Consider the following 22,896-nt stretch of genomic DNA (forward strand, 5'->3'; position numbering starts at 1 on the left):
CGACCCGGCTCAGCCCCGGCCGAGGCGGGCGAGGCCGGCGGAGACGGTGAGGGTCACGCCCGGCGAGCCGAGCTCGCGGCGGAGCCCGCCCACATCGGTCGACCCCCACCACGGCCAGCGGTCCTCGCCGCCGGGGTGGGGGTCCACCAGCGTCAGCAGGACCGCGGCCGGACCACCGGCGCCGGGCACCACGGCCACCTCGAGCCGGCCGTTCGCGGCGTGCAGCCGGGCGGCGGTGCGCAGGAGGGCCCGCCCGGACGACGGCACGCGGTCGAGCACCGCCGGCAGCCGGCGGTCGAGCTCGGCGGGCTCGCGGCTGCGCGCAACGGCCCCCACGGTGTCCAGCTCGTCGACCAGCCGCCGGCTCCGGGCGGTGGCCAGGGACGAGTCCGGCAGCAGCGCCGCGAGGTGGCGCAGCGTCGGGTCGCCCAGCGGGAGGCCGGACAGGCGCATCGTCCAGGGGCCGCGGAGCGCGCCGAGCAGGTCGGCCACCCCGGCGGCCAGCCGGGCGGCGATGTCGTCGTCCCGGGCGTGCAGCCGGTTCTGGGGCCGCCCCTCGGGCAGCGGGCCGGCGTCGGCGCCGAGCAGCGTGACCGACGTGCCGACGGCACGACGGCGGAACGCGAGGAGGGCCAGCCCGTCCGGCCGGCCCGGGGGGCCCTGCTCGACGACGACGGCGCGGGGCCGGACCCGGGAGAGCCGTCCCGTCGCGGAGGCGTTGAGCGCCGCGGTGAGCCAGGGACCGCGGGCGGTGACGGGGGCGCTCAGGTCGGCCATGAGCGGGGCCGCGGCGGCGATCTCCCGCACCACGTCGGCGCGGCCGTCGGCGACCCGGGTGAGCACGGGCCCAGTCGACCACACCACCGGCCGGCAGCCGCCGGGAGGTCGCCCCCCGCGAGGGGGCGTGAGGGGCGACCCGACGACGTCCGGACGAGGTGGTCAGTGCGGCTGCGCGGTGCGGCAGCCGGGTGGGGCTACGAGGTGCTGCGTCAGCCGACCTGGCGCCGCAGCCGGCGGCGCTCACGCTCGGACAGACCGCCCCAGATGCCGAAGCGCTCGTCGTTGGTCAGCGCGTACTCCAGGCACTCCGAGCGCACCTCGCACCCGGTGCAGATCTTCTTGGCCTCGCGGGTGGAGCCGCCCTTCTCCGGGAAGAACGCCTCCGGGTCGGTCTCGGCGCACAGCGCGCGCTCCTGCCAGCCCTGCTCCTCGGCGTCCGCCCCGGGCAGACCGGCGTCGAACACGCCCGCCCGGCCCAGCACGTCCGGGCCGGAGGAGGCCGGAGCGCCCACCGCCTGGGTCTTGAACTCGGTCAACCACGACACCTCGGCCATCACGTTGCGTCCCCTCTCGCTTCGTCACGTCGCTCGTCCCCGGGCGGATCCCGAGGTGCCGGCGGTTGATGACAACGTCGGAATTACACGCGTGTCGTTGAGTCGAGGTCAAGTCGGGCCGGTGTAACGCGGGGCCACAGGAGTCACACAGGTCACGACTTGTCCTGATGTGGTCACAGGCAACCTCGACACGCCGTGTTCCTGGACACCATCTGCCCACCCCGGCGGGCCGGTTTCGTGCAGATCATCATCGCTGGAGCCGGGTGCCCAGTGCACTTCTGCCGATCAGGCACCATGGGTGCGTGCACATCGTCGTACTCGCCGGAGGGGTCGGCGGCGCCCGGTTCCTCCGTGGTGTCCTCACCGCGGCCCCCGGCGCGGAGGTCACCGCGATCGTCAACACCGGCGACGACGTGACCCTGCACGGGCTGCGGATCTGCCCCGACCTGGACACCGTGATGTACACGCTCGGTGACGGGATCGACGACGAACGCGGCTGGGGGCGACGCGGGGAGACGTGGACCGTCAAAGAGGAGCTGGCCGCCTACGGAGCCGAGCCCACCTGGTTCGGGCTCGGTGACCGGGACCTCGCCACCCATCTCGTGCGCACCCGGATGCTCGACGCCGGCTACCCGCTGTCCGACGTGACCGCCGCCCTCGCCGACCGCTGGCAGCCCGGCGTCCGGCTGCTGCCGATGAGCGACCAGCGGGTCGAGACCCACGTGCTGGTCGCCGACCCGGAGACCGGGCGTTCCCGGGCGATCCACTTCCAGGAGTGGTGGGTCCGTCACCGCGCGGCGCTGGACGCCGAGCGCTTCGTCCAGGTCGGCGTCGCCGACGCGCGCCCCGGCCCGGGCGTGGTCGAGGCGCTCAGGACGGCCGACGCGGTGCTTCTCGCCCCGTCCAACCCGGTGGTGTCCATCGGCACCGTGCTCGGCGTGCCCGGCATCCGGGACGCCGTCCGCGCCGCCCGCGGCCGGGTGGTCGGGGTCTCCCCCATCGTCGACGGGGCGGCGCTGCGCGGGATGGCCGACCGGTGCCTGCCGGTGGTGGGCGTCGAGGTCAGCGCCGAGGGCGTCGGCCGGCACTACGGCGCCCGCTCCGCCGACGGGCTGCTGGACGCGTGGCTGGTGCACACCGGCGACGCCGCCACCGTGCCCGGTGTCGACGTCCGGGCCGTCCCGCTGCTGATGACCGACCCCGAGACGACCGGGGCGCTGGCCCGGGCGGCGCTGGACGCGGCGCTCCGGTGAGCGGCCCGCCGGCCGGCCTCTCGGTGCACCCGGTGCCCGGCCTGCCGGAGTTCGTCCCCGGCGACGACCTGGCGGCGGCGGTGGCGGGCGCGGCGCCGTGGCTGGCCGACGGCGACGTCGTGGTGGTCACCTCCAAGGTGGTGGCCAAGGTCGAGGGCGCCCTGGTGCAGGTCGAGGCTGGCACCGACCGGGAGACCGCCCGGCAGCGGGCCATCGACGCGGAGACCGTCCGGGTGGTCGCCCGGCGCGGGCCGCTGCGCATCGTGGAGACCCGGCACGGCTGGGTGGTGGCCGCCGCCGGCATCGACGCCTCCAACGTGGCCGCCGACGCCCTGGTCCTGCTGCCCCGGGACGCCGACGCCTCGGCGCGGGCCCTCCGCTCGGCGCTGCGCGACCGGCTCGGGGTCACCGTCGCCGTCGTGGTGAGCGACACCTTCGGCCGGCCCTGGCGCGACGGCGTCACCGACGTGGCCATCGGCGCGGCCGGCCTGCCCGCGCTGGTCGACCACCGCGGTGCGGTCGACCCGCACGGCAACCGGCTGGAGACCACGCAGGTCGCCGTGGTCGACGAGCTGGCCGCCGCGGCGGACCTGGTCAAGGGCAAGCTGTCCGGCGTCCCCGTGGCGGTCGTGCGGGGCCTGCACCTGCCGGCGCCCGAGCCCGACCCGGGCACCCGCCCGCTGGTGCGGCTGGGCGCCGGCGACCTGTTCGCCACCGCCACCCGGGACGTCGTCGCCGGCCGCACGCCCGCCCGGTCGCTCAGCTCCCGGCCCGGGGCCCTGCACGCGACCACTGAGGCCTTCCGGGTGGCCGTCGCCGCGCTGCCGGAGTGCGCCGTCGTCTTCCGCTACGGGCTGGAGGAGGGCGGCGCGGACGGCGACGTCGTCGACGTGCACCTGGCCGAGCCGGCCACCCCGGCGGCCGCGGTGGCCGTCGGCGCGGTGGTCGGGGCCGCGCTCGTGCAGCTGTCGGCAGAGGGCTGGGCGACCCGCTGGGAGCCCGCGGCCACCCTCGGGGGCAGCTCGCTGGTCGGCCGGCTGCGGCTGGGCGCAGCGGCCGGCTGAGGCCGGGCACGTCGCGCCCGGCGCAGGCGCCTCCGCTAGCGTCGTGCCGTGCAGATCCGTGAGCTCGCCGTCCCCGACAGCTACGTCCTGGACCTCGTGCCGCACGGGGACAGCCGCGGCCGGTTCACCGAGTGGTACCGCGCCGACGTGCTCGCCGAGGCCACCGGCTTCGGGCTGACCCTGGCCCAGGCCAACCACAGCGTGTCCGCCCGCGGGGTGCTGCGCGGGGTGCACTTCGCGCTCGTGCCGCCCGGCCAGGCCAAGTACGTCTACTGCCCGGTGGGCAAGGTGCTCGACGTCGTCGTCGACATCCGGGTGGGGTCGCCGACCTTCGGCGTGCACGACACCGTGCTGCTGGACAGCGAGCAGCCCCGGGCGATCTACCTGGCCGAGGGGCTCGGCCACGCGTTCGTCTCGCTGGCCGACGGCAGCTCGGTCACCTACCTGGTCTCCAGCGGCTACTCCCCCGGCCGGGAGTTCGGCATCGACCCGATGGACCCCGACCTCGGGCTCCCCTGGCCCACCGACGTGGAGTTCGAGCTGTCGGCCAAGGACACCTCCGCCCCCACGCTGGCCGAGGCCCGCGAGCAGGGCCTGCTGCCGACGATGGAGCAGTGCTCGGCCCGCTACGCGGAGCTGCGTGGGAACTGAGCCACCCGGCTCAGATCGACCGGTACTGCGTCGGGGCCATCCGCGGGCCCCGCTTGGGCGGCATGCTGCCGCCCACCCCGAGCAGGCGCACCACCCGCTGCCGGTGCCCGCGCCAGGGCTCCAGCAGCTCGAGCATGCCGGCGTCGTCGGTCTTGCGGCCGGCCAGCGACCAGCCCACCAGGTTCTTCAGGTGGTAGTCGCCGACGCTGACCTCGTCCGGGCAGCCGACGGCGCGCTGGGCCACCTCGGCCGCGGTCCAGACGCCGATGCCCGGTATGGACTGCAGCTTGCGCCGCAGCTCCGCGCAGTCGTCGTGCGAGGCGGCGGCCTCCAGCCGGGAGGCCACCGACGCGACCGCCCGCAACGCGCGCCGGCGGGCGCCGTCCAGGCCGCAGCCGTGCCACTGCCAGTCGGTGACGGCGAGCACCTGCTCGGCCGAGGGGACCACCCGCATGCCGGCCGGCGCCGGGCCCGGCGCGGGCTCCCCGGCCAGCCGCAGCAGCTCCCGCCAGGTGCGGTGCGCCTCGATGCCGGTGACCTTCTGCTCCAGCACGGCGGGGACCAGGGCGTCCCAGACCCGGCCGGTGCGCCCGATCCGCAGCCACGGGGTGGCCCGGTGCACGCGCTCGACGAGCGGGTGGTGGCCCGGCTCGAACCCGTCCAGCCGGTCGTCGGCGCCCAGCCAGCGGGGCGCCCACTCGCCGGCCCACACCGCGCCCGGGCCCCAGGCCTGCACCCGCACCCCGGCCGGTCCGCCGGTCAGCCGGACGGTGGCCGGCCCGTCGGGGGTCGTCGTCGTCCGCCAGGCGCCGTCCTCGGCGAACCGCAGCGTCGGGTCGCCGGTGCCCCGCTGGTCGCGGGTGAGCACCCGGCGGGCGTCCAGCGGCCAGTCCGGCCGGAAGACCTCGTCGTGGTCCGCCGCGGCGACCGTGCGCACCTGCTCCCCCACTGCCTCCCCCACTGCCACGCCCCTGATGGTGCCAGGGATCAGCGCGGCGCCATCCGCAACGCCCCGTCCATCCGGATGACCTCGCCGTTGAGGTAGCCGTGCCGGACGATGTCCAGGGCCAGCTCCGCGTAGTCCTCCGGCCGGCCCAGCCGCTTGGGGAACGGGATGCCGGCGGCCAGCGAGACCCGGGCCTCCTCGGGCAGCGAGGCGAGCAGCGGGGTGTCGACCAGCCCCGGCGCGATCGTGCAGACCCGGATGCCGACCGTGGACAGGTCGCGCGCGGCCGGCAGTGTCATCCCCACGATGCCGCCCTTGGAGGCGGCGTAGGCGATCTGGCCGACCTGGCCGTCGTAGGCGGCGATCGAGGCGGTGTTGACGACGACTCCGCGCTCGCCGTCCTCGTCGGGCTCGGTGCGGGCCATCGCGGCGGCGGCCAGCCGGAGCACGTTGAAGGTGCCGACCAGGTTGACCGCGATCGTCCGGGTGAACAGCTCCAGCTCGTGCGGGGCGCCGTCCCGGCCGAGCACCCGCTGGGCGCCCCCGATGCCGGCGCAGTTGACCGCGATCCGCAGCGGCCGGTCCTTGCCGGTGGCGTCCTCGACGGCGGCCTGCACCGAGGCCTCGTCGGTGACGTCGGTGCGGACGAAGGTGGTGTGCCCGCCCAGCTCGGCGGCGAGCGCGGCGCCGCGCTCCTCGTCGACGTCCAGCACGGTGACCGCCACCCCGGCCGCGGTGAGCGCGCGGGTGGTGGCCTCACCGAGGCCGGAGGCCCCGCCGGTGACGACAGCGGCGACGTCGAGGTTCTTCATGCCCCGACCCTAGCCACGGCCGAGGGGCCTAGGAGAAGCGCGGGCCGAACGCCTGCTGGGCCGCCGCGAGCAGGGACTTGACCCGTTCGGCGTCGCCGACCGGGCACACCATGGTGACGTCGGCGGTGTGCACCACGACGCTGTCCCGGACGCCGACCAGGGCCACCAGGTGGTCCGGGTCGTCGCTGAGCACCACGTTGCCCGCGCTGTCCAGCAGCACGGTGAGCCCGCGGGTCGCGTTCCCCGCGTCGTCGGCGGTGAGCGTGCCGGCCAGCGCCGGCCAGGAGCCGACGTCCAGCCAGTCGACGTCCAGGTCGACCACCACGACCCGGCCGGGCTCGGTGGCGGCCGGCTCCAGGACGGCGTAGTCGACGCTGATCTTGGGCAGCGTCGGGAACACCTCGGCCAGCACCGCGTCGCGCTCGGCCCCGGCGGGTGCGGCGACGACGCGGTCCAGGCCCTGCGCCGACGCGGGCAGGTGCTCGGCCAGCGCGTCGAGCACGGTGCGCGCCCGCCAGACGAACATGCCGGAGTTCCAGACGTACTCCCCCGACGCCAGGTAGGACTCCGCGGTGGCCAGGTCCGGCTTCTCCCGGAAGGAGGCGGCCTCGCTGGCCCCCGGCACCTCGGTGGCCGCGCCCTTCTGCACGTACCCGAAGCCGGTGGCCGGCGAGGTGGGGGTGACGCCGAGGGTGACCAGCGCCCGCGGCCGGACGGCGAGCACGTCGTAGGCGGTGCGCAGCGCGGCCGCGAAGCGCTCGACCGGCCGGATCACGTGGTCGGCGCTGACCACCGCGAGCTCGGCGTCCGGGTCGACGTCGGCGACCAGGGCGGCGGCCAGCCCGACGGCGTTGGCGGTGTCCCGCGCGACCGGTTCGAGCACCAGCCGGTCGGGGTGCAGCTCGGGCAGCGCCGCCCGGACGGCGTCGGCGTAGCGCGCCGCGGTGCACACCCAGATCCGCTCGGCGGGCAGCACGGCCTGCAGCCGGGTGAAGGCCTCGGCCAGCAGGCTGTGCGCCGCGCCGTCGCCGTCGGCGATGACGTCGAGCAGCTGCTTGGGCCGGGCGGCCCGGGACAGCGGCCAGAGCCGCGTGCCGGACCCGCCCGCCATGATCACCGCGTGCTGCACTGCCGGCTCCTGTCCGTGGGGTCGCTCGTGGGTCCGGTCGTCGGGGGGTCGGTCGTCGGGGGGTCGGTCGTCGTGGGGTCGGTCGTCGGGCGGGTCACCGTCGGCGCCAGCGCCGCCGGCCGGGCAGCTGGTCGGCGGTCTGCTGCGGCTGGGCGCCGGCACCGACCCGCCCGCTGACGTAGGACACCAGCATCCGGCCGCCCAGCCCGGCGCGCAGCGCCCAGCGCAGCGGCGCGTGCCGCCGGCGCGGGTACTGGCCGGAGAGGTAGCGCAGGGCGCTGGTGTGGTGCACCCGCTGCATCCGGTGCGGCTCGCGGCGGGTGGCGTGGCCGCCCTCGTGCACCACGACCGCGGTCGGCACGTAGACGTGCAGGTAGCCGCGCCGGCCGAGCCGCTCGGCCAGGTCGACGTCCTCGAAGTACATGAAGTAGCCGGGGTCGAAGCCGCCGACGGAGTTGAACGCCGCCAGGTCGACCAGCAGGCACGACCCGGACAGCCAGCCGGCCGGCCGCTCGCGCGGGGCCTCCCGCTCGCGGCGGTACCGCGCGGTCCACGGGTTGGCCGGCCACACCCAGCCCAGCAGGGCGTGGCCGATCCCGGTGGACAGGTCCGGCAGGTCCCGGGCGGAGGGGTAGAGCGCGCCCTCCGGCGTGCGGATCGCGGGCCCCAGGGTGGCCGCCCGGGGCCACCGCTCGGCGGCGGCGAGCAGCTCGTCGACGGCGCCGTCCTCGAAGCGGACGTCGGGGTTGGCCACGACCGCCCAGCCGGTCGCGCGGTCGGCCAGGCCGGCGTTGGCGGCCGGCCCGTAGCCGACGTTGCCCCCGACCCGGAGCAGCCGGACGTCGGCGGCGGCGGCGGCCATCCGCTCCGGCCAGCCGTCGGTGGAGCCGTTGTCGGCCAGCACGACGTCCAGCGGTCGGGTGGTCGCCCGGCGCAGGCTGGACACGAAGCCGTCGATGGCCTCACCGGGTGAGTAGGTGACGGCCACGACCCGCAGCGGCGCGGTCACGCGGCCACCGCCGCGGCGTAGCTGGCCTGGTGGGCGCGGGCGCAGGCCCGCCAGTCGAAGCCCGCGGCGCGCACCCGCCCGGCGGCGGCCAGCGCGGCCCGCCGGTCCGGGTCGGCCAGCAGCGACCGCAGCGCCGTGGTGATCGCCGGGGCGTCGGGCTCGGTGTAGGCCACCGCGTCGCCGCCGACCTCGGGCAGCGACAGCCGCGGGGTGGTCAGCACCGGTGCACCGCAGGCCATCGCCTCCAGCACCGGCAGGCCGAACCCCTCGCCGAGGCTGGGGTAGACGACCAGCTCGGCCTCGCCCAGGAAGCCGGCGAGCAGCTGCAGCGGCAGGTAGCCCGGGCGGAGCAGCCGGTGCCCGGCCGGCACCTCGGCGGCGGCCACGTCGACGCCGGTGTCCCAGCCGCGGCCGCCGGCCAGCACGAGCGCGGGGGCGTCGTCCAGGGCGCTCCAGCCGCGCACCAGCGCGGGCACGTTCTTGCGCGGCTCCAGGGTGCCCAGGAACGCGAGGTAGGGGCCGGCCAGCCCCAGGTGCTCGCGGACGGCGGCCCGCTCCTGGTCGGAGGGGACGTGGAACCGGGCGGCGTCCACGCCCAGGTGCGCGACGTCGATCCGGGCCGGGTCGGCGCCGGCCACCCGGACCAGCTCGTCGCGGGTGGCCGCCGACGGCGTCACGCAGCGGGCGGCGCGGGACAGCGAGAGCCGCGTCCAGGTGCGGAAGAACCGGCGCTTCACCGCGAGGTGCACGTCGGGGTGGGTGAAGAAGGTGGCGTCGTGCAGCGTGGTCACCACGGGCAGCCCGCCGGCCAGCGGCATCGTGTAGTGCGGGCAGTGCAGGACGTCGGCGCGGGCGCGGCGGGCCAGCAGCGGCAGCCCCGCCTGCTCCCACGCCAGCCGGGCGGGGCGCCGGGCGACCGCCGCCGGGGCCGCCAGCAGCTCCACCCCGGGCAGCAGCCGGCGGTAGTGGCCGACGTCGTGCGCCTGGCAGACGACGGCCAGGTCGGCGCCCTCGGCGGACAGCGCCGGGAGGAGCTCGTCGACGTACCGGCCGACACCCCCGCGGTCGGCGGGGACGGCGGTCGCGTCGACGACGACGCGAGGGGAGTTCGACAGGACGGGCTCCGGGGCGGTCGAGGCGGCAGGGGGTCGTCCGAGACTACGAGAGCAGGCCCGATCGCGGTCGCCGCTAGGGTCACCGCATGCGCGGCATCATCCTGGCGGGCGGAAGCGGCACCCGGCTGTACCCGATCACGAAGGCCATCAGCAAGCAGCTGATGCCGATCTACGACAAGCCGATGGTCTACTACCCGCTGTCCCTGCTGATGAACGCCGGGATCCGCGAGGTCCTGATCATCACCACGCCCGACGACCAGGCGCAGTTCCAGCGCCTGCTGGGCGACGGCTCCGACGTCGGCATCGAGATCAGCTACGCCGTCCAGCCGCGGCCCGAGGGCCTGGCCCAGGCGTTCGTCATCGGCGCGGAGTTCATCGGCGACCAGCCGGTGGCGCTGGTGCTGGGCGACAACATCTTCTACGGCACCGGCCTGGGCAAGAACCTGCGCGCGAACACCGACCCGCAGGGCGGGCACGTCTTCGCCTACCACGTGGCCAACCCGCGCGACTACGGCGTGGTGGAGTTCGCCCCCGACGGCCGGGTGATCTCCATCGAGGAGAAGCCGACCCACCCCAAGAGCAGCTACGCGGTGCCCGGCCTCTACTTCTACGACAACCGCGTCGTCGAGATCGCCGCGGGGATCACCCCCAGCCACCGGGGCGAGCTGGAGATCACCGCGGTCAACGACGAGTACCTGCGGCGCGGGGAGCTCACCGTCACGGTGCTCGAGCGCGGGACGGCCTGGCTGGACACCGGCACGCACGTGTCGATGATGCAGGCCTCGGAGTTCGTCCGGGTCGTCGAGGACCGGCAGGGCTGGAAGATCGGCTGCATCGAGGAGATCGCCTGGCGGCGGGGCTACATCGACGACGCCCAGCTCGAGGCGCTGGCGAAGCCGCTGGTGAAGAGCGGGTACGGCGACTACCTGCTGGGCCTGCTGCAGGACCAGGCCTAGCGCCCCTCGACCAGCTCGCGGTAGAGCGCCCACAGCTGCTCGGCTGCGCCCGTCCAGGTCTGCGTCGCCGCCCGGACCCGCCCCCGGGCGGACATGCCGGCGCGCAGGGCGTCGTCGCCCAGCACCCGGGTCAGGGCCGCGGCGAGGGCGGCCGGGTCGCCGACCGCCGCGGTGACCACCGCGTCGCCGCCGACCTCGGCCAGCGCCGGGTCGTCGGAGCACACCACCGGGGTGCCCGCGTGCATCGCCTCCAGCACCGGCAGGCCGAAGCCCTCCGCCCGGCTGGGCATGACCAGCAGCCGCGCCCGGTGCAGCACCACGGCCAGGTCGGGGTCGGAGAGCCGGCCGAGCGGGCGGACCCGGTCCGCCGGCAGCCCGGCGCGCCGGGTCAGCTCGGCGAGGTCGACGTCGCCCCAGCCCGGTTGGCCGACGACCAGCAGCGGGAGGTCGGGCACGCCGGGCCGGGCCAGCGCCTCGACCAGCACGTCCAGGCCCTTGCGGGGCTCCAGGGTGGCCAGGCTGAGCAGGAAGCCCTGCTCCGGCAGCCCGAGGCGGACGGCCCGGGCCGCGGCGTCGGCCGGCTCGGCCAGGTCGCCGGAGACGCCCTCGCCGACCACCGCCACCCGGCGCAGCGGGACGAACCGGTCCAGCGCGTCGGCCACCGCGCGGGTGGGCACCACGACCGCGTCGGCCCGGGCGGCGACCAGCCCGGCCATCCGCCGGTGCCAGGCGACCCCGCGCGGGGTGAGGGCGTCCGGGTGGGTCCACGGGACGGCGTCGTGCACGGTGACCACCAGCGGCACGCGCACGCCCACCGGGGCGAGCAGGGTCGGTGCGTGCACCAGGTCGACCCCGGTCGGCACCGGCCGGCGCAGCCCGCGCTCCCAGGCGAGGACCAGCGGCCGGCGGGGCAGCGGCAGCCGGTGGACGGCCGGCCCGGCGGCCGACGTGTCGCGGTGCCAGGCGGTCCAGGCCTCGACCCGGTCGCCGTCGGCCGCCGTTGCTCCGAGCGCGCCGGCCAGCTCCCGGGCGTAGCGCCCCGTCCCGCCCGGCACGGGGCCCAGCGCCTGCTCCACGACCAGCCCGACCCGCACGCCCCGGACCCTAACCGCCCGGCGGAGCGGACCGGTCCGGTGCCGCAGGCCACCGGTGGGACGGCAGGGGACGGGTGGGGTGACTGGGACGGCGACGCACACCGGGTCCACGGTTCGACTCCACACTGCGACTACACAGACCGACATGATCGTCGCGGAGAGCAACGGGACCCGGGTCACCACCACGTCCGCCCGGCTCGACTCCCTCACCGCCCTGCGGTTCTTCGCCGCCTTCGCCGTGGTGCTCTACCACTCGTGGTGGGCCTTCACCGGCAACCCGGACATCGGTCTGCTGCACTACGGCTACACCGCCGTGGGCTTCTTCTTCACCCTGTCCGGGCTGGTGCTCGCCTGGTCGTGGAAGCCGATCACCGGCACGGTCACCCACCTCCGCCGCCGGGCCGCCCGCATCCTGCCGCTGCACTGGCTGATGCTGGCCGCGATGGTGGGCATCTACCTGATGTGGCCGGTCGTCCGGCCGCTGACCGACACCAAGGGCGCCCTGCTCCGCGAGGCCCTCCTGCTGCAGGCCTGGCCGCCCTTCGACGCGCTGCTGACGTTCAACTACCCCAGCTGGTCGCTGTCGACCGAGGCGTTCTGCTACCTGCTCTTCCCCTTCCTGATGATCGGCCTGGTGCGGCTGTCCGCGCGCCGGCTGGTGTGGCTCGCGGCCGCGCTGGGCGCCGGCTACGTGGCCGCCGCCTGCGCCCTCCACCTGCTCGCCGTCCCGACGCTGAGCGACGGCGCCATGCTCGCCCTGCCGCCCCTGCAGTTCCTCAAGTTCGCCGCCGGGGTGGCCCTGGGTGCCGCGCTGCGCGCCGGCTGGCGGCCGCGGGTCCCGCTCTGGACGGCGTTCCTGACCCTGACCGTGGTCGTGCTCTGCCTGCCGGCGGCGACCTCGGCGGACGTGGCGTTCGCCGCAGCCTTCCGCGGCGGACCGCTCTTCGCCGACCTGCTGCTGGTCGGCCCGATGATGCTGCTGGTCGTCGCCGCCGCCGGCTCGGACCTCGGCTGCTGGTCGCGCACCGGCCGGCCGGGGCTGCTCGGCCGCTCGCGGGTGCTGGTCACCCTCGGCGAGTGGTCGTTCGCCATGTACCTGGTGCACGCGCCGCTGCTGTACCTGATGTACGCCTACCGGATGACCCACCCGGGCGTCCCGGTGCTCGGGTACCCCGGTCTGGCGGCCTACCTGGTCGCCTGCGTCGCCGCCGCGGGCGTGCTGCACGTCTTCTTCGAGAAGCCGGTCGAGCGCTGGGTCCGCAACCGCGAGCCGGCCCGGCGCCGGGCCGCCGCCGCCACCCCCGCGGTCCCGGCCACCACCCCGGTGCACCCGACCCACGTCACGGCGCTGCTGCCGGCACCGCGGACCCCCTCGACGCCGACGGCGACCCTGCCGCCGGCGACCCCCCGGCCGGCACCCGCGACGGCGTCCCGCGCGGTTCCGGTCATCCCGCGCCAGGAGCCCGCCACGGCCCCGATGGCGGCGGCCGGCCCGGCCTCGCGCTGAGCCCCGACCACCGGCAGCCACCACCGGCAGCGACCATGACCAGCGCCCGCACCGGGACCCGTGGTGTCAGTGGGTTCGTTGTGACGGACCGGTTCCGCAACACGCCCGCGGCGCACGGATCCGGGACGCGCCCGCGCTTATCTTCTCGTGGGGCCCAGGACGCCCCGACCACCCCGCCCGGCTCCCCGAGCCGCGGGGTGCCGCCCCTCACCGAGTGCCCCAGCGCACCGCGGCGGGGAGCCCCCGATCACGAGAAAGGCCGGTGTCACGTGAGCGACGTGCCCCTGAACGACCTGCGCCGCGGTTACGACGACCGGGCGGACGAGCTCGCGAAGGTCACCGCCGAGGTGCTCAGCAGTGGCTGGTACGTGCTGGGCCCCCAGCACGACGCCTTCGAGGCCGAGTTCGCCGAGTCCCTGGGCGTCGACCACTGCATCGGGGTCGCCAACGGCACCGACGCCCTCGAGCTGGCGCTGCTCAGTGTCGGCTGCCGGCCCGGGGACGAGGTCGTCACCGCGGCCAACGCCGGCTTCTACACCGGGACCGCCGCCCGCAAGGCCGGCCTGACGCTGGCCTTCGCCGACGTGGACCCCGACACGCTGCTGCTCACCGCGGCCACCGTCGAGCCGGCCCTCACCGAGCGCACCCGGGCCGTCGTCGTCACCCACCTCTACGGCCGCCTCGCCGACGTCGCCCCGCTCCGCGAGCTGTGCCGCGCCCGCGGCGTCGCCCTCGTCGAGGACTGCGCCCAGGCCGCCGGTGCCGTGGGCGAGGAGGGGGCCGCGGGCTCCCTGGCCGACGTCGCGGCCTACAGCTTCTTCCCCACCAAGAACCTCGGCGCCCTCGGCGACGCCGGCGCGGTCGTGACGAACGACCCCGACCGCGCGGCGCTGCTGCGCCGGCTGCGGCAGTACGGCTGGTCGGCCAAGTACACCGTCAGCGAGGAGCGCGGCCGCAACAGCCGGCTGGACGAGCTGCAGGCCGCGGTCCTGCGGGTCAAGCTGCCCTACCTGGCCGAGGCCAACGCCCGCCGGCGCGCGATCGTCGCCCGCTACGTCGAGGCGCTGGGCGCCGGCGAGCGCCGGATGGTGCACGGCAGCGCGGTGGACTCGACCGCCTACGTCGGGCACCTCGCCGTCATGAGCACCCCGTCCCGCGACGCCGACCGGGCCGCCCTGACCGCGGCCGGCATCCGCACCGACGTGCACTACCCGGTGCCCGACCACCGCCAGCCCGTGCTGGGCGACAGCTACGCCGACGTGCACCTCCCGGTGACCGAGGCGGCCGCCGAGCAGATCCTGACCCTGCCCTGCTTCGCCGAGATGACCGGCGCCGAGATCGATCGGGTGTGCGATGTCCTCCACCAGCTCTGACCTGCTGACCCTCACCACCATCGCGCCCCGGGTGGGCATCCCGGCGGTGCCCGGGCCGCGGGCGGCCGTGCCCACCCACACCGACGCGTTCCCCGTCGTGGCCACCCGCCGCGAGTCGGCGGTGACCTACTCCGTCGTGGTGCCGGTCTACGGCAACGAGGCGACCATCCCCCTCCTGATCGAGCGGCTGACCGGCCTGGCCGACGAGCTCGGCGGTGACATGGAGGCCGTGTTCGTCGTCGACGGGTCCCCGGACGGCTCGCTGCTCCTGCTGCGCCGGCTGCTGCCCGCCTCGCGGCTGCGGTCGCAGCTGGTCGAGCTGTCGCGCAACTACGGTTCCTTCTCCGCCATCCGGGCCGGCCTCGCCGTCGCCGGCGGCGCGCACGTGGCCGTGATGGCCGCGGACCTGCAGGAGCCGGTCACCCTGGTCCAGGACATCTTCCGCGAGCTGTCCACCGGCGACTACGACGTCGCGGTGGGCGTGCGCGAGGCCCGCAACGACCCGGCGATGTCCTCGGTCGCCTCCCGCGCCTTCTGGGCCTTCCAGCGCCGGTACGTGCAGAAGGACCTGCCGGCCGGCGGCGTGGACATGTTCGGCTGCACCCGCCAGGTGGTCACCGAGCTGCTCAAGCTGGACGAGTCGCACACCAGCCTCGTCGGGCTGCTCTACTGGCTGGGCTTCCGCCGCGCCGAGGTGCCCTACGAGCGCCAGGAGCGCGAGCACGGCAAGAGCGGCTGGACGCTGCGCAAGAAGCTGCGCTACATGAACGACAGCATCTTCGCCTTCACCGACCTGCCGATCACCGTGCTGATCACCGCGGGAGTCGTCGGGGTCGTCGGCTCGGTGCTCGCCGGCATGGCCGTCTTCGCCGCGTGGGCGACCGGCAACGTGGAGGTCGCCGGCTACACCCCGCTCATGCTCATGCTGTTCCTGCTCTGCTCGGCGATCCTGCTCGCCCTGGGCATCGTGGGCTCCTACGTCTGGCGCACCTACGAGAACAGCAAGCGGCGCCCGGGCGCGGTGCCGATGCGCCACGAGCGGTTCGGCCCGCTCACCGCCGAGCGTGGCTGAGGCCGCGCTGGGCGCGCCCGGCGTCCTCGGCAACCGGGCGGGGCTGGGCCAGCTGGTCCGCTTCCTGCTGGTCGGGGGGAGCAACACCCTCATCACGCTGGTGCTCTTCGTCCTGCTGCAGAACTGGCTCAGCGCCTCGGCCGCCTACACGGTGGTCTTCGCCCTGGGGCTGGCCTACACCACGGCGATGACCGCCAACGTGGTGTTCGGCAGCCGGCTGACGTGGCGGACCGGCGGCGCCTTCGTCGGCTGGTACCTGCTCGTCTACGGCGTCGGGCTGCTGTCCATCCAGCTGCTGCACACCTGGGCGGACCCGTCCCCGACGGTCACCGCCGTCCTCACGGTCGTCGTCACCGCCCCGCTGAACTTCCTCGGCGGCCGGCTGCTGTTCCGCCAGCCCGCCGCCTGAGCCCGGCCGGTCAGGCCGCCGCGCAGGTCTCCGCGGTCACGTCGCCCACCACCGGGTGGGCCAGCCCGGTCGAGCCGCCGAGGTACACCAGCGCGACCAGGGCGAGCGCCCCGACCAGCCAACCGAGCCCGCGGCCCCGCCGCGGCAGCTGCCACCGGGTCGTCGCGAGCCCGGCGACCCCGGCGATGCCGAACAGCACCAGGACGACGGCGAACCGGGTCTCGGTCGCCGAGGTCACCAGGGTGAGCACCGACGCCGCCCACGCCACGAGGCCGGCCACGACCGTGCTGGACGGACGGCGGTCCTGCACCAGCCGGTGCAGCAGCGCGACGGCGCCGAGCACGCTGACCGCGGTCACCAGGACGGCGAAGAGCCCGTTCACGACCGGCAGCGACTGGTAGTACGGCATGCTCAGCGGCCAGTGGACGGCGCTGCCGATCTTCTGCACCGACAGCACGACCGCCTGCGGCAGGTGCTGCAGGTAGGCGACCGCGAGCTGGCCGGTCGACGACGGCGGGTCCCCGTCCAGCGCCGCGGCCATCGACGGGCTGCAGAAGAACAGCTGGGGGCTGACCGCGTCGCCGGCCACGACGGTGTCGTAGCGCACCACGAACGACGCGTACGAGGCCTGCACCCCGGTGAGCTGGCTGGTCAGTTCTGGCCAGGGCACCCAGGTCGCCCCGCGCGCCCGGTTCAGCACGAACTGCGGCAGCAGCGCCACGGCCGCCCCGAGGACGAACCACCCCCCGGCCCAGCGCCGCGCGACGAGGACGACCACGCCCACCGCCGCCACCGCGACCAGCGTCGCCGGCCGGACGTTGAGCGCCGCTCCCCCGGCCAGCCCGGCCAGCGCCAGTGCCCACCAGCGCCGCAGCCCGAGCAGCACGACGGTGGCCAGCACCAGCCCTGCGGCCCACAGGTCCATCAGCGGGAACGGCGCGAGCCCGCGGAGCAGCACCGCCGCGCCCAGGGCGCACGCCCAGACCACCGGCGGGGTGACGGTGCGCCAGGCGCCGAGCAGGGCCGGGAGCAGGAAGGCGCCGAGGACGCCGATGAGCAGCGCGTTCTCCAGGAGCACGGCCGGACCGGCCAGGTCGTCGCCGCCGATGCGGGTGACCAGGGCGGCCGGCACGTACACCACCGAGGTGAGCACCCCGCGCAGCGCCAGGAAGCCGTCGCCGAACACGTCGCCGCCGCGGACCAGGGCCGTGGCACCGCCCCAGTAGCTCGCTGCGTCGTAGGAGAAGGCCGCGGCCGGCACCTGCAGCACCGCGATCACCGCGGCGACCGCGGCGGCGACCAGCCGGAGCCGGGTCGAGGCCGCCTCCCGCGGGGCGGTCAGCGGGAGCTCAGCAGTCCACTCGTGTGCCACGGCCGACGGCGCCTCTCTCTCGTGCCGCGGGCGGAGCCGGCGGGTGCGTGCCGGCGCGGACCACGGGGCCCCGGCAGGCTCGGACCCTAACCGAGCGGCGGTCGGCCGGCGGGACGCCCCGCCGGGGCCACGGCCCCGGCGCGACGTCCCCCGCCGGCGCCGCTCAGCTGGAGACGAGCTCCCGGAACTCCTCGTAGTCGCGGATGTAGTCCGCGTCGTCGTAGGGCAGCGACGCGAACACCATCAGCACCGTCCCCGGGCTGTACTTGTACTGGGTGCCCCAGGTCATCGCCTTGAGGTGGATGCCGATGCTCGGGTCGTCGAGCACGAACTCCTGCCGGTTCGTGCCGTCGTCGGCCAGCACGTTGACCGAGCCGCTGACGCACACCAGGAACTGCTCGCAGGCCCGGTGGGCGTGCTCGCCGCGGACCTCCTTGCTGGGCACGTCGAAGACCAGGAACGCCCGCTGCGGCACGAACGGCAGGTCGCCGAACTCGGTGGCCACCAGGCTGCCGCGCATGTCGATCGCCTTGCGGAGCCGCTGCAGCCGGAAGCCGGTCGACGGGTCGGCCGTCTCGGGCGTGGACGACGCCGCCGCCAGCGGCCGCGGCGCGTCGGCGCCGGCGTAGCCGACGATCCGGCCCGGGTTGCCCACGACGATGGCGTTGGGCGGGACGTCCTTGGTGACCACCGTGCCGGCGCCGATGAGGGCGTCCCGGCCGATCGTGAGGCCCGGCAGGATCGTGCTGTTGGCCCCCAGCGAGGCCCCGTCCTGCACGACGGTCTGCGCGAACGTCTCCGGGTAGACCTTGCTGCGCGGGAAGCGGTCGTTGGTGAACGTGACGTTCGGGCCGACGAAGACGTCGTTGCCCAGCCGCACCCCGTCCCACAGCTGCACCCCGCACTTGACCGTCACCCGGTCACCGACCACCACGTCGTTCTCGATGAACACGTGGTCGCAGATGTTGCAGTCCGCGCCGAGCCGGGCGCCGGGCAGGACGTGGGCGAAGGCCCAGATCCGGGTGCCCGCGCCGACGTCGGTGGTCTCACAGAGACCTCGTTCGTGGACGAAGTGATCCACGGTGCTCCTCTTCTCTGCGACCCGGCACCTGGCCCGGTCGTCCCCTGGTCCCGGTGGCGGGAGGCGCGCTCCCGGCACCGGCCGTCCTGCCCGAGTCTGCCCGGCGGTCAGCCGGCCGGGCGCATCGCACCCACCTCGACGCCGGTCAGGCAGACACCGGGCCCACTGGTCAGTTGCAGCGTCACATAGGCGAGGGCCGCCCGCCCGGGAGCGACCACCAGCTGGCCCTCCCCGGCGACGGTGTCGTAGGCGCCGCCGACGAGCCGCAGGTCCGCGCCGACCGCGGCGTTCGCGCCGGTCAGCTGCACCGCACCCGGCGCCTGGCCGGCGTACCGGATCCGGACGAACCAGAGGTCCTCGGGCAGCGACGCCGGCACCGTCAGCGACACCACGTCCGACCCGGGGGTCAGGCAGGTGCCGGCGCCGCCGAGGTCGGCGACCGGGTCGAAGGCGACCCGCTGGACCACCCCGGCGTCGTCGATGACCAGGCCGGTGTCCTCGGTCTGGGTGACCGTGGCCCCGTCCAGCAGGGGCGGCAGCGCCCGGGAGTACCGGTTGAACGGCGCCATCTCGCGGAAGACCAGCCAGGGCGGCAGCTCGCCGTCGACGAAGGCGACGTCCGGGTCCGCCCGCTGCTCCTCGGCCAGCGAGGTGCGCACCGAGTCGAACCAGGTCCGGGCACCGACACCGGCCGAGGCGGACACCTCCGCGCGCAGCGACTGCACCCAGAAGGGCGCCAGCACCAGCACGCACAGGGCCAGCACCACCCAGCCGCGCCGGACCGGCAGCCGCCGGGACGACGGGGCCGACGGGGCCGCGGCCCGCCGGGACCGCAGCCGCGCCAGCGCCGGGACCGCCACGGCGAGCGCGATGCAGAACAGCGCGACGTCCTCGAGCTGGTAGCGCAGCGTGGTCCCGAGGTGCGGGCCGAGCAGGCCCACCCGGCCGCGGCCGAGCACGCCCTGGTTGAGCAGGTAGGCCAGCGCGAAGAACACCCAGGCCTGCAGGGCGACCCGGGACCGCAGCGAGGTCAGCAGCGCGAGCCCCAGCAGGGCGGCGTTGGCCAGCACGAGCGTCAGCACGCCGCTGCCGAGCAGGTCGACCACCGGGTGGTGGACCCCGAGGAACGAGGGCGCGAAGCCCTCCGTGAAGGAGAAGAAGAGGAAGGCGGCCAGGTCCTGGTGGGTCGGCGCCGGGCCGGCCTCGACGATGAACTCGTGGGTCAGGTACCAGCCCACGTCGGCGCCGGCGACGACCCCGAGCAGCAGCCACGCCGGCCAGCGGCTCAGGGTGGTGCGCACCCGGTCGCGCCACGGCAGGCCGGCGTCCAGGACCAGCAGCGAGATCAGCCCGACGTAGGCCGCGGTCAGCACGGACTTCTCGTAGAACGAGACCGCCACCAGGAAGAGGACGGCCATCCCCACCAGGTGGCGGGTGCGGCCGGTGCGCACCCAGCGGACGAAGCAGCCCATGGTGGCGATCGACGCCGCTAGCGGGACGACGTTGGTCAGGACCGCCCCCCACCACATGACCTGCGTGGTGACGAACAACGAGAACCCGAACAGCGCGGTGACGACCAGGTTCCGCCAGGCGCGGCCGGTCAGGGCGTCCAGCAGCCGCGACATGGCCACCGTGCCGCCCACCGTGGCCGCGACCATGATGGCGGCGGCCGCGGTCCAGTCCATCCCGACGTGGTTGATGAAGAACCAGTCGACGGCGATGAACCCGGGCACCAGGTGCCCGAACCAGGAGCGGAACAGCAGGTCGAGGGTGAGCGGCTCCGAGCGCAGCAGCGAGCCGTACAGCAGGTCGTCGGTGAAGAAGTACGAGCGCCCGGCGAGGTAGCTGAGCAGGGCGACCTGGGCGACGACCAGCCCGGCCAGGGCGGCGCGGTAGGCGCGCAGCGGCGGCTCGGCGCGGACGCCGTCGACCGGCTCGGGCGTGGGGACGGCCGCGGTCGACGGCTCGTCGGCGGGCTCGACCTCGGGGGTCCCGTCCACCGGGGACGTCGGCACGGGCCGGGCGCCGGGGGCGAGCAGGCCGCGCCGGGCGGCCCGGTCGGCCGTGGACGTGCCACGCCGGTGGACCTCGATCGTGCGGACGCTGCCCACGGTTGCCCTCTCCTCAGCTGTGCCGACCCGATGGCGGACGGTGGCCCGCACCCGGCGGGCCGCACCCGCCTCCGGATCGCGTCCTCGGCCGGCGCCCGGCGGTGCCGGCGCCGCTCCTCCGGACGTTCCGGGGACGTTACCGCCGGGGACCGTCCCGCCCGGGCACCCGGCGGCGCTCCGACACCCGTGCGCACCACCGGTCACCGGGGCCACTCCAGACCGCCCCCGGCCGGCTCCGGAGGCCGGCCGGGCGCCCCGGCTAGCCTCCGACCGTGGCCACCTCCGCACCCCTCCCCGAGGTCACCGTCGTCGTCGTGACCTGGCAGGGCGCGCACCTGCTGGGGCCCTGCCTGGAGTCGCTGCGCCGGCAGACGCTGCCGCACGCCGTGCTGGTCGTCGACAACGGCAGCACAGACGGCACCGAGGAGCTGCTGGCCGCGCGATTCCCCGAGGTCGAGGTGCTGCAGACCGGGGCCAACCTTGGGTTCGCCGGCGGCGCGCAGAGCGGCCTCGACGCGGCCCGCACCCCGTTCGTGGCGCTGCTGAACAACGACGCGGTCGCCGAGCCCGGCTGGCTGGCCGCGCTCGCCGGGCACCTGGCAGCGCACCCCGGGGCCGCCGCCGTCACCTCGCGGATGCTGCTGCAGGGCACCGACCCGCCGCTGCTGAACAACACCGGCGTGGTGCTGCTGCCCGACGACTACGGCGCCGACCGCGACCTGCGCGCCGACGCCGGCGCCCGTCCCAACCCCGGCCCGGTGTTCGGCTTCAGCGGGGGCGCGGCGCTGCTCCGCCGCTCGGCCGTCGAGCAGGTCGGCGGGTTCGCCCGGCGGTTCTTCCTCTACTACGAGGACACCGACCTGTCCTGGCGGCTGCGGCTGGCCGGCTGGGACGTCCGGTACGAGCCGGCCGCCGTCGTCCACCACGCCCACTCGGCCACCGTCGACCAGACCTCGACCGGCTTCGCCTTCCACAACGAGCGCAACCGGCTGCTCATGCTCACCCGCTGCGCCCCGGCGGGCCGGGCGCTGCGGGCGCTGCTGCGGTTCGTGCTCACGACCGGTTCGCTGGCGGTGTCCCGGCTGCGCGGCCGGGAGGTGCCCGACGTCCCGGTGTTCAGCACCCGGCTGCGGCTGCGCGTGCTCGGTTCCTACCTGCGGCTGCTGCCGTGGGGGCTGCGCACCCGGCGGGCCGTCCGTGCCGGCGCCGGCGCGGAGGTCAGCGGCCGGGCCTGAGCCGGCGGGCCAGCCGGGCCGCGAGCAGCCGCGGGCCGCCCTCGGCCACCGCCGCGCGGACCCGGCGCAGCGGGCTGCCCGGGGCGACGGCCAGCAGCGCCCGCACCTCCGCCGGCGCGACCAGGTCGGGGGCCCGCCGGGGTGCCCGGCAGAACGCGACCAGCGGCGCGGCGACGAGGTCCCAGTCCAGCTCCCCGGCGGCGGCCGACGCCCGGGTCGACAGCTCCCGCCGGCCGGCCGGGTCACCCGCCAGCCCGGAGATCGCGGCGGCCAGCGCGTCGACGTCCCCGGGCGGGACGACGACCCCCGCGCCGGTCGCCCGGACCAGGTCGGCCAGCGCGTCGCCGTCGGTGGTGAGCACGGGCAGCCCTGCGGCCAGGTAGTCGACCACCCGGGTGCGGTAGGAGAACTCGGTCTCCAGGTGCAGGTGGTGGGTGCTCACGCCGACGTCGCCGGCGGCCAGCCAGCCGTGCCGCTCGTCGTAGGGCACCCAGCCCTCGTGGAAGAACACCGTGCGGTCCAGCGTGCCGTTGGCCGCCGCCTGCGCCCGGAGGCCGGCCACGGTGGGCGACTCGACGTCGGGCTGCATCGGGTGCCGGGTGCCCAGGAACAGCAGCTTGACCCCCGGCAGCGGGCCGGCCAGCCGGGCCATCGCCGTCAGCAGCGTCTCCGCGTCGAACCAGGGGTACAGCCCGCCGCCCCAGACCAGCAGCACGTCGTCGTCGGCCAACTCCGGCACCACCGCGCGCAGCGCGTCCCGGCGTCCGGGGGCCACCGGGGGCGGTGGCGCGGTGCCGAAGGGCACCACGGCGACCAGGTCGGCGAGGTCGGGCGCGGGGTCGTAGGTGAGCGGGTTGAGCCGGCCCAGCGCGGCCAGTTGGCCCAGCCACAGCGCCCGTTGCCGGGACGACGCGCAGAGCACCAGGTCGGCCCGGGCCAGCTGGCCGTTCAGCGCCCGCAGCGTGTCCCGGACGGTGGTCAGCCGCTCCGCGTCGGGCAGCCCCCGGGTCTGCTCCAGCTGCTCGAGGTGGAACGGGTCGTAGACGTCGACCACCACCGGCACGTCCAGGCCGGCCAGCCACGGGAGCTGGTTGAGCACGTCGCCCTGCACCACCACCGCCGCGGCCGCCGCGGCCCGGGCCGGCAGGTCGGGTCCGGCGGCGGACAGCCCGACCAGCCCGTCGGTCCGCGCGCAGCCCGCCAGCGAGACCAGCGCCACCCGGTCCGCGGCGCCCGAGCGGGCCACCGCGCGGGCCAACTCGAGCGCCCGGATGGCCGGGCCGGCCAGCCGCTCCCGCAGCGGCTCGACGGTGAGGAAGAGGACCTCGCCCGCCGCGGTCGGCGTCGTCAGGCTCACGTCGTCGGGCTCACGT

The 22,896-nt window shown here is 76.0% G+C and carries 21 protein-coding genes; 9 read left to right on the forward strand and 12 right to left on the reverse strand.

The window, feature by feature from the left end; genetic code table 11:
• Positions 1–9 precede the first annotated feature (9 nt).
• Together HL054_RS15895 and HL054_RS15900 are read right to left on the reverse strand one after the other, a co-directional pair.
• A complete protein-coding gene (locus HL054_RS15895) occupies positions 10–843 on the reverse strand; it encodes a hypothetical protein (protein ID WP_369139981.1) in 834 nt (277 codons plus the stop codon).
• A gap of 146 nt (positions 844–989) precedes the next feature.
• Positions 990–1,316, reverse strand: coding sequence for a WhiB family transcriptional regulator (locus HL054_RS15900; protein WP_440347948.1), 327 nt, complete (start codon positions 1,314–1,316; stop codon positions 990–992).
• A gap of 320 nt (positions 1,317–1,636) precedes the next feature.
• Between HL054_RS15900 and cofD the strand changes: the two genes are divergently transcribed.
• Genes cofD through HL054_RS15915 form a run of 3 tightly spaced genes read left to right on the forward strand, consistent with a single transcriptional unit; the run spans position 1,637 to position 4,302 of the window.
• Positions 1,637–2,587, forward strand: coding sequence for a 2-phospho-L-lactate transferase (gene cofD, locus HL054_RS15905; protein WP_369139982.1), 951 nt, complete (start codon positions 1,637–1,639; stop codon positions 2,585–2,587).
• Complete coding sequence (locus HL054_RS15910) at positions 2,584–3,651, forward strand: coenzyme F420-0:L-glutamate ligase (protein ID WP_369139983.1); 1,068 nt, start codon at positions 2,584–2,586, stop codon at positions 3,649–3,651. The genes cofD and HL054_RS15910 overlap by 4 nt, the downstream gene beginning before the upstream one ends.
• A 48-nt stretch (positions 3,652–3,699) precedes the next feature.
• Positions 3,700–4,302: a dTDP-4-dehydrorhamnose 3,5-epimerase family protein gene (locus tag HL054_RS15915; protein WP_369139984.1), complete on the forward strand. Its 603-nt coding sequence runs from the start codon at positions 3,700–3,702 to the stop codon at positions 4,300–4,302.
• Between the two features lie 10 nt (positions 4,303–4,312).
• On the opposite strand, the gene HL054_RS15920 is transcribed toward HL054_RS15915, so the two are convergent.
• The 5 genes from HL054_RS15920 to HL054_RS15940 form a co-directional block, all read right to left on the reverse strand.
• Entirely contained in the window at positions 4,313–5,269 is a 957-nt protein-coding gene (locus HL054_RS15920; protein WP_369139985.1) for a DNA-3-methyladenine glycosylase family protein, read from the reverse strand.
• Between the two features lie 20 nt (positions 5,270–5,289).
• Positions 5,290–6,060 (reverse strand): SDR family NAD(P)-dependent oxidoreductase, encoded by a 771-nt coding sequence (locus HL054_RS15925; protein WP_369139986.1) that lies wholly within the window; start codon positions 6,058–6,060, stop codon positions 5,290–5,292.
• Between the two features lie 28 nt (positions 6,061–6,088).
• Positions 6,089–7,189 carry a mannose-1-phosphate guanylyltransferase gene (locus HL054_RS15930; RefSeq protein ID WP_369139987.1) on the reverse strand — a complete coding sequence of 367 codons (1,101 nt, stop codon included), beginning with the start codon at positions 7,187–7,189 and terminating at the stop codon, positions 6,089–6,091.
• A 94-nt stretch (positions 7,190–7,283) separates the two neighbouring features.
• On the reverse strand, positions 7,284–8,198 hold the full coding sequence (locus HL054_RS15935) for a glycosyltransferase family 2 protein (protein WP_369139988.1): 915 nt from the start codon (positions 8,196–8,198) through the stop codon (positions 7,284–7,286).
• Entirely contained in the window at positions 8,195–9,313 is a 1,119-nt protein-coding gene (locus HL054_RS15940; RefSeq protein ID WP_369140045.1) for a glycosyltransferase family 4 protein, read from the reverse strand. Before HL054_RS15940 ends, HL054_RS15935 begins: the two co-directional genes overlap by 4 nt.
• Positions 9,314–9,399: 86 nt before the next feature.
• Here HL054_RS15940 and rfbA point away from each other — a divergent pair, with 86 nt between their 5' ends.
• Complete coding sequence (gene rfbA, locus HL054_RS15945; protein ID WP_369139989.1) at positions 9,400–10,269, forward strand: glucose-1-phosphate thymidylyltransferase RfbA; 870 nt, start codon at positions 9,400–9,402, stop codon at positions 10,267–10,269.
• Here rfbA and HL054_RS15950 read toward each other — a convergent pair.
• Positions 10,266–11,363 (reverse strand): glycosyltransferase family 4 protein, encoded by a 1,098-nt coding sequence (locus HL054_RS15950; protein WP_369139990.1) that lies wholly within the window; start codon positions 11,361–11,363, stop codon positions 10,266–10,268. The genes rfbA and HL054_RS15950 overlap by 4 nt on opposite strands.
• A gap of 145 nt (positions 11,364–11,508) precedes the next feature.
• Between HL054_RS15950 and HL054_RS15955 the strand changes: the two genes are divergently transcribed.
• The 4 genes from HL054_RS15955 (at position 11,509) to HL054_RS15970 (ending at position 15,724) form a co-directional block, all read left to right on the forward strand.
• On the forward strand, positions 11,509–12,870 hold the full coding sequence (locus tag HL054_RS15955) for an acyltransferase family protein (protein ID WP_369139991.1): 1,362 nt from the start codon (positions 11,509–11,511) through the stop codon (positions 12,868–12,870).
• A 269-nt stretch (positions 12,871–13,139) separates the two neighbouring features.
• A complete protein-coding gene (locus tag HL054_RS15960) occupies positions 13,140–14,243 on the forward strand; it encodes a DegT/DnrJ/EryC1/StrS family aminotransferase (RefSeq protein ID WP_369139992.1) in 1,104 nt (367 codons plus the stop codon).
• Complete coding sequence (locus HL054_RS15965; protein ID WP_369139993.1) at positions 14,224–15,315, forward strand: glycosyltransferase family 2 protein; 1,092 nt, start codon at positions 14,224–14,226, stop codon at positions 15,313–15,315. Before HL054_RS15960 ends, HL054_RS15965 begins: the two co-directional genes overlap by 20 nt.
• Positions 15,308–15,724: a GtrA family protein gene (locus HL054_RS15970; protein ID WP_369139994.1), complete on the forward strand. Its 417-nt coding sequence runs from the start codon at positions 15,308–15,310 to the stop codon at positions 15,722–15,724. The genes HL054_RS15965 and HL054_RS15970 overlap by 8 nt, the downstream gene beginning before the upstream one ends.
• 10 nt (positions 15,725–15,734) lie before the next feature.
• Here the strand turns inward: HL054_RS15970 and HL054_RS15975 are convergent, their stop codons facing one another.
• From HL054_RS15975 to HL054_RS15985, 3 genes are all read right to left on the reverse strand, one after another.
• A complete protein-coding gene (locus HL054_RS15975; RefSeq protein WP_369139995.1) occupies positions 15,735–17,096 on the reverse strand; it encodes a hypothetical protein in 1,362 nt (453 codons plus the stop codon).
• A 163-nt stretch (positions 17,097–17,259) separates the two neighbouring features.
• On the reverse strand, positions 17,260–18,177 hold the full coding sequence (locus HL054_RS15980) for a WxcM-like domain-containing protein (protein WP_369139996.1): 918 nt from the start codon (positions 18,175–18,177) through the stop codon (positions 17,260–17,262).
• Positions 18,178–18,284: 107 nt separating this feature from the next.
• Positions 18,285–20,288 (reverse strand): hypothetical protein, encoded by a 2,004-nt coding sequence (locus HL054_RS15985; RefSeq protein WP_369139997.1) that lies wholly within the window; start codon positions 20,286–20,288, stop codon positions 18,285–18,287.
• 272 nt (positions 20,289–20,560) lie between these two features.
• Here HL054_RS15985 and HL054_RS15990 point away from each other — a divergent pair, with 272 nt between their 5' ends.
• Positions 20,561–21,523 carry a glycosyltransferase family 2 protein gene (locus HL054_RS15990; RefSeq protein ID WP_369139998.1) on the forward strand — a complete coding sequence of 321 codons (963 nt, stop codon included), beginning with the start codon at positions 20,561–20,563 and terminating at the stop codon, positions 21,521–21,523.
• Here HL054_RS15990 and HL054_RS15995 read toward each other — a convergent pair.
• Positions 21,507–22,880 carry a glycosyltransferase gene (locus HL054_RS15995; protein ID WP_369139999.1) on the reverse strand — a complete coding sequence of 458 codons (1,374 nt, stop codon included), beginning with the start codon at positions 22,878–22,880 and terminating at the stop codon, positions 21,507–21,509. The two genes, HL054_RS15990 and HL054_RS15995, sit on opposite strands and share 17 nt — an antisense overlap.
• Positions 22,881–22,896 lie beyond the last annotated feature (16 nt).

Source organism: Modestobacter versicolor (assembly GCF_041028285.1).
Classification (GTDB): domain Bacteria; phylum Actinomycetota; class Actinomycetes; order Mycobacteriales; family Geodermatophilaceae; genus Modestobacter; species Modestobacter versicolor_A.

Coding starts and splice junctions, on each gene's coding strand:
- HL054_RS15925 (WP_369139986.1), bottom strand. CDS start 6,060: ATGAAGAACCTCGACGTCGCCGCTGTCGTCACCGGCGGGGCCTCCGGC.
- rfbA (WP_369139989.1), top strand. CDS start 9,400: ATGCGCGGCATCATCCTGGCGGGCGGAAGCGGCACCCGGCTGTACCCG.
- HL054_RS15955 (WP_369139991.1), top strand. CDS start 11,509: ATGATCGTCGCGGAGAGCAACGGGACCCGGGTCACCACCACGTCCGCC.
- HL054_RS15965 (WP_369139993.1), top strand. CDS start 14,224: ATGTCCTCCACCAGCTCTGACCTGCTGACCCTCACCACCATCGCGCCC.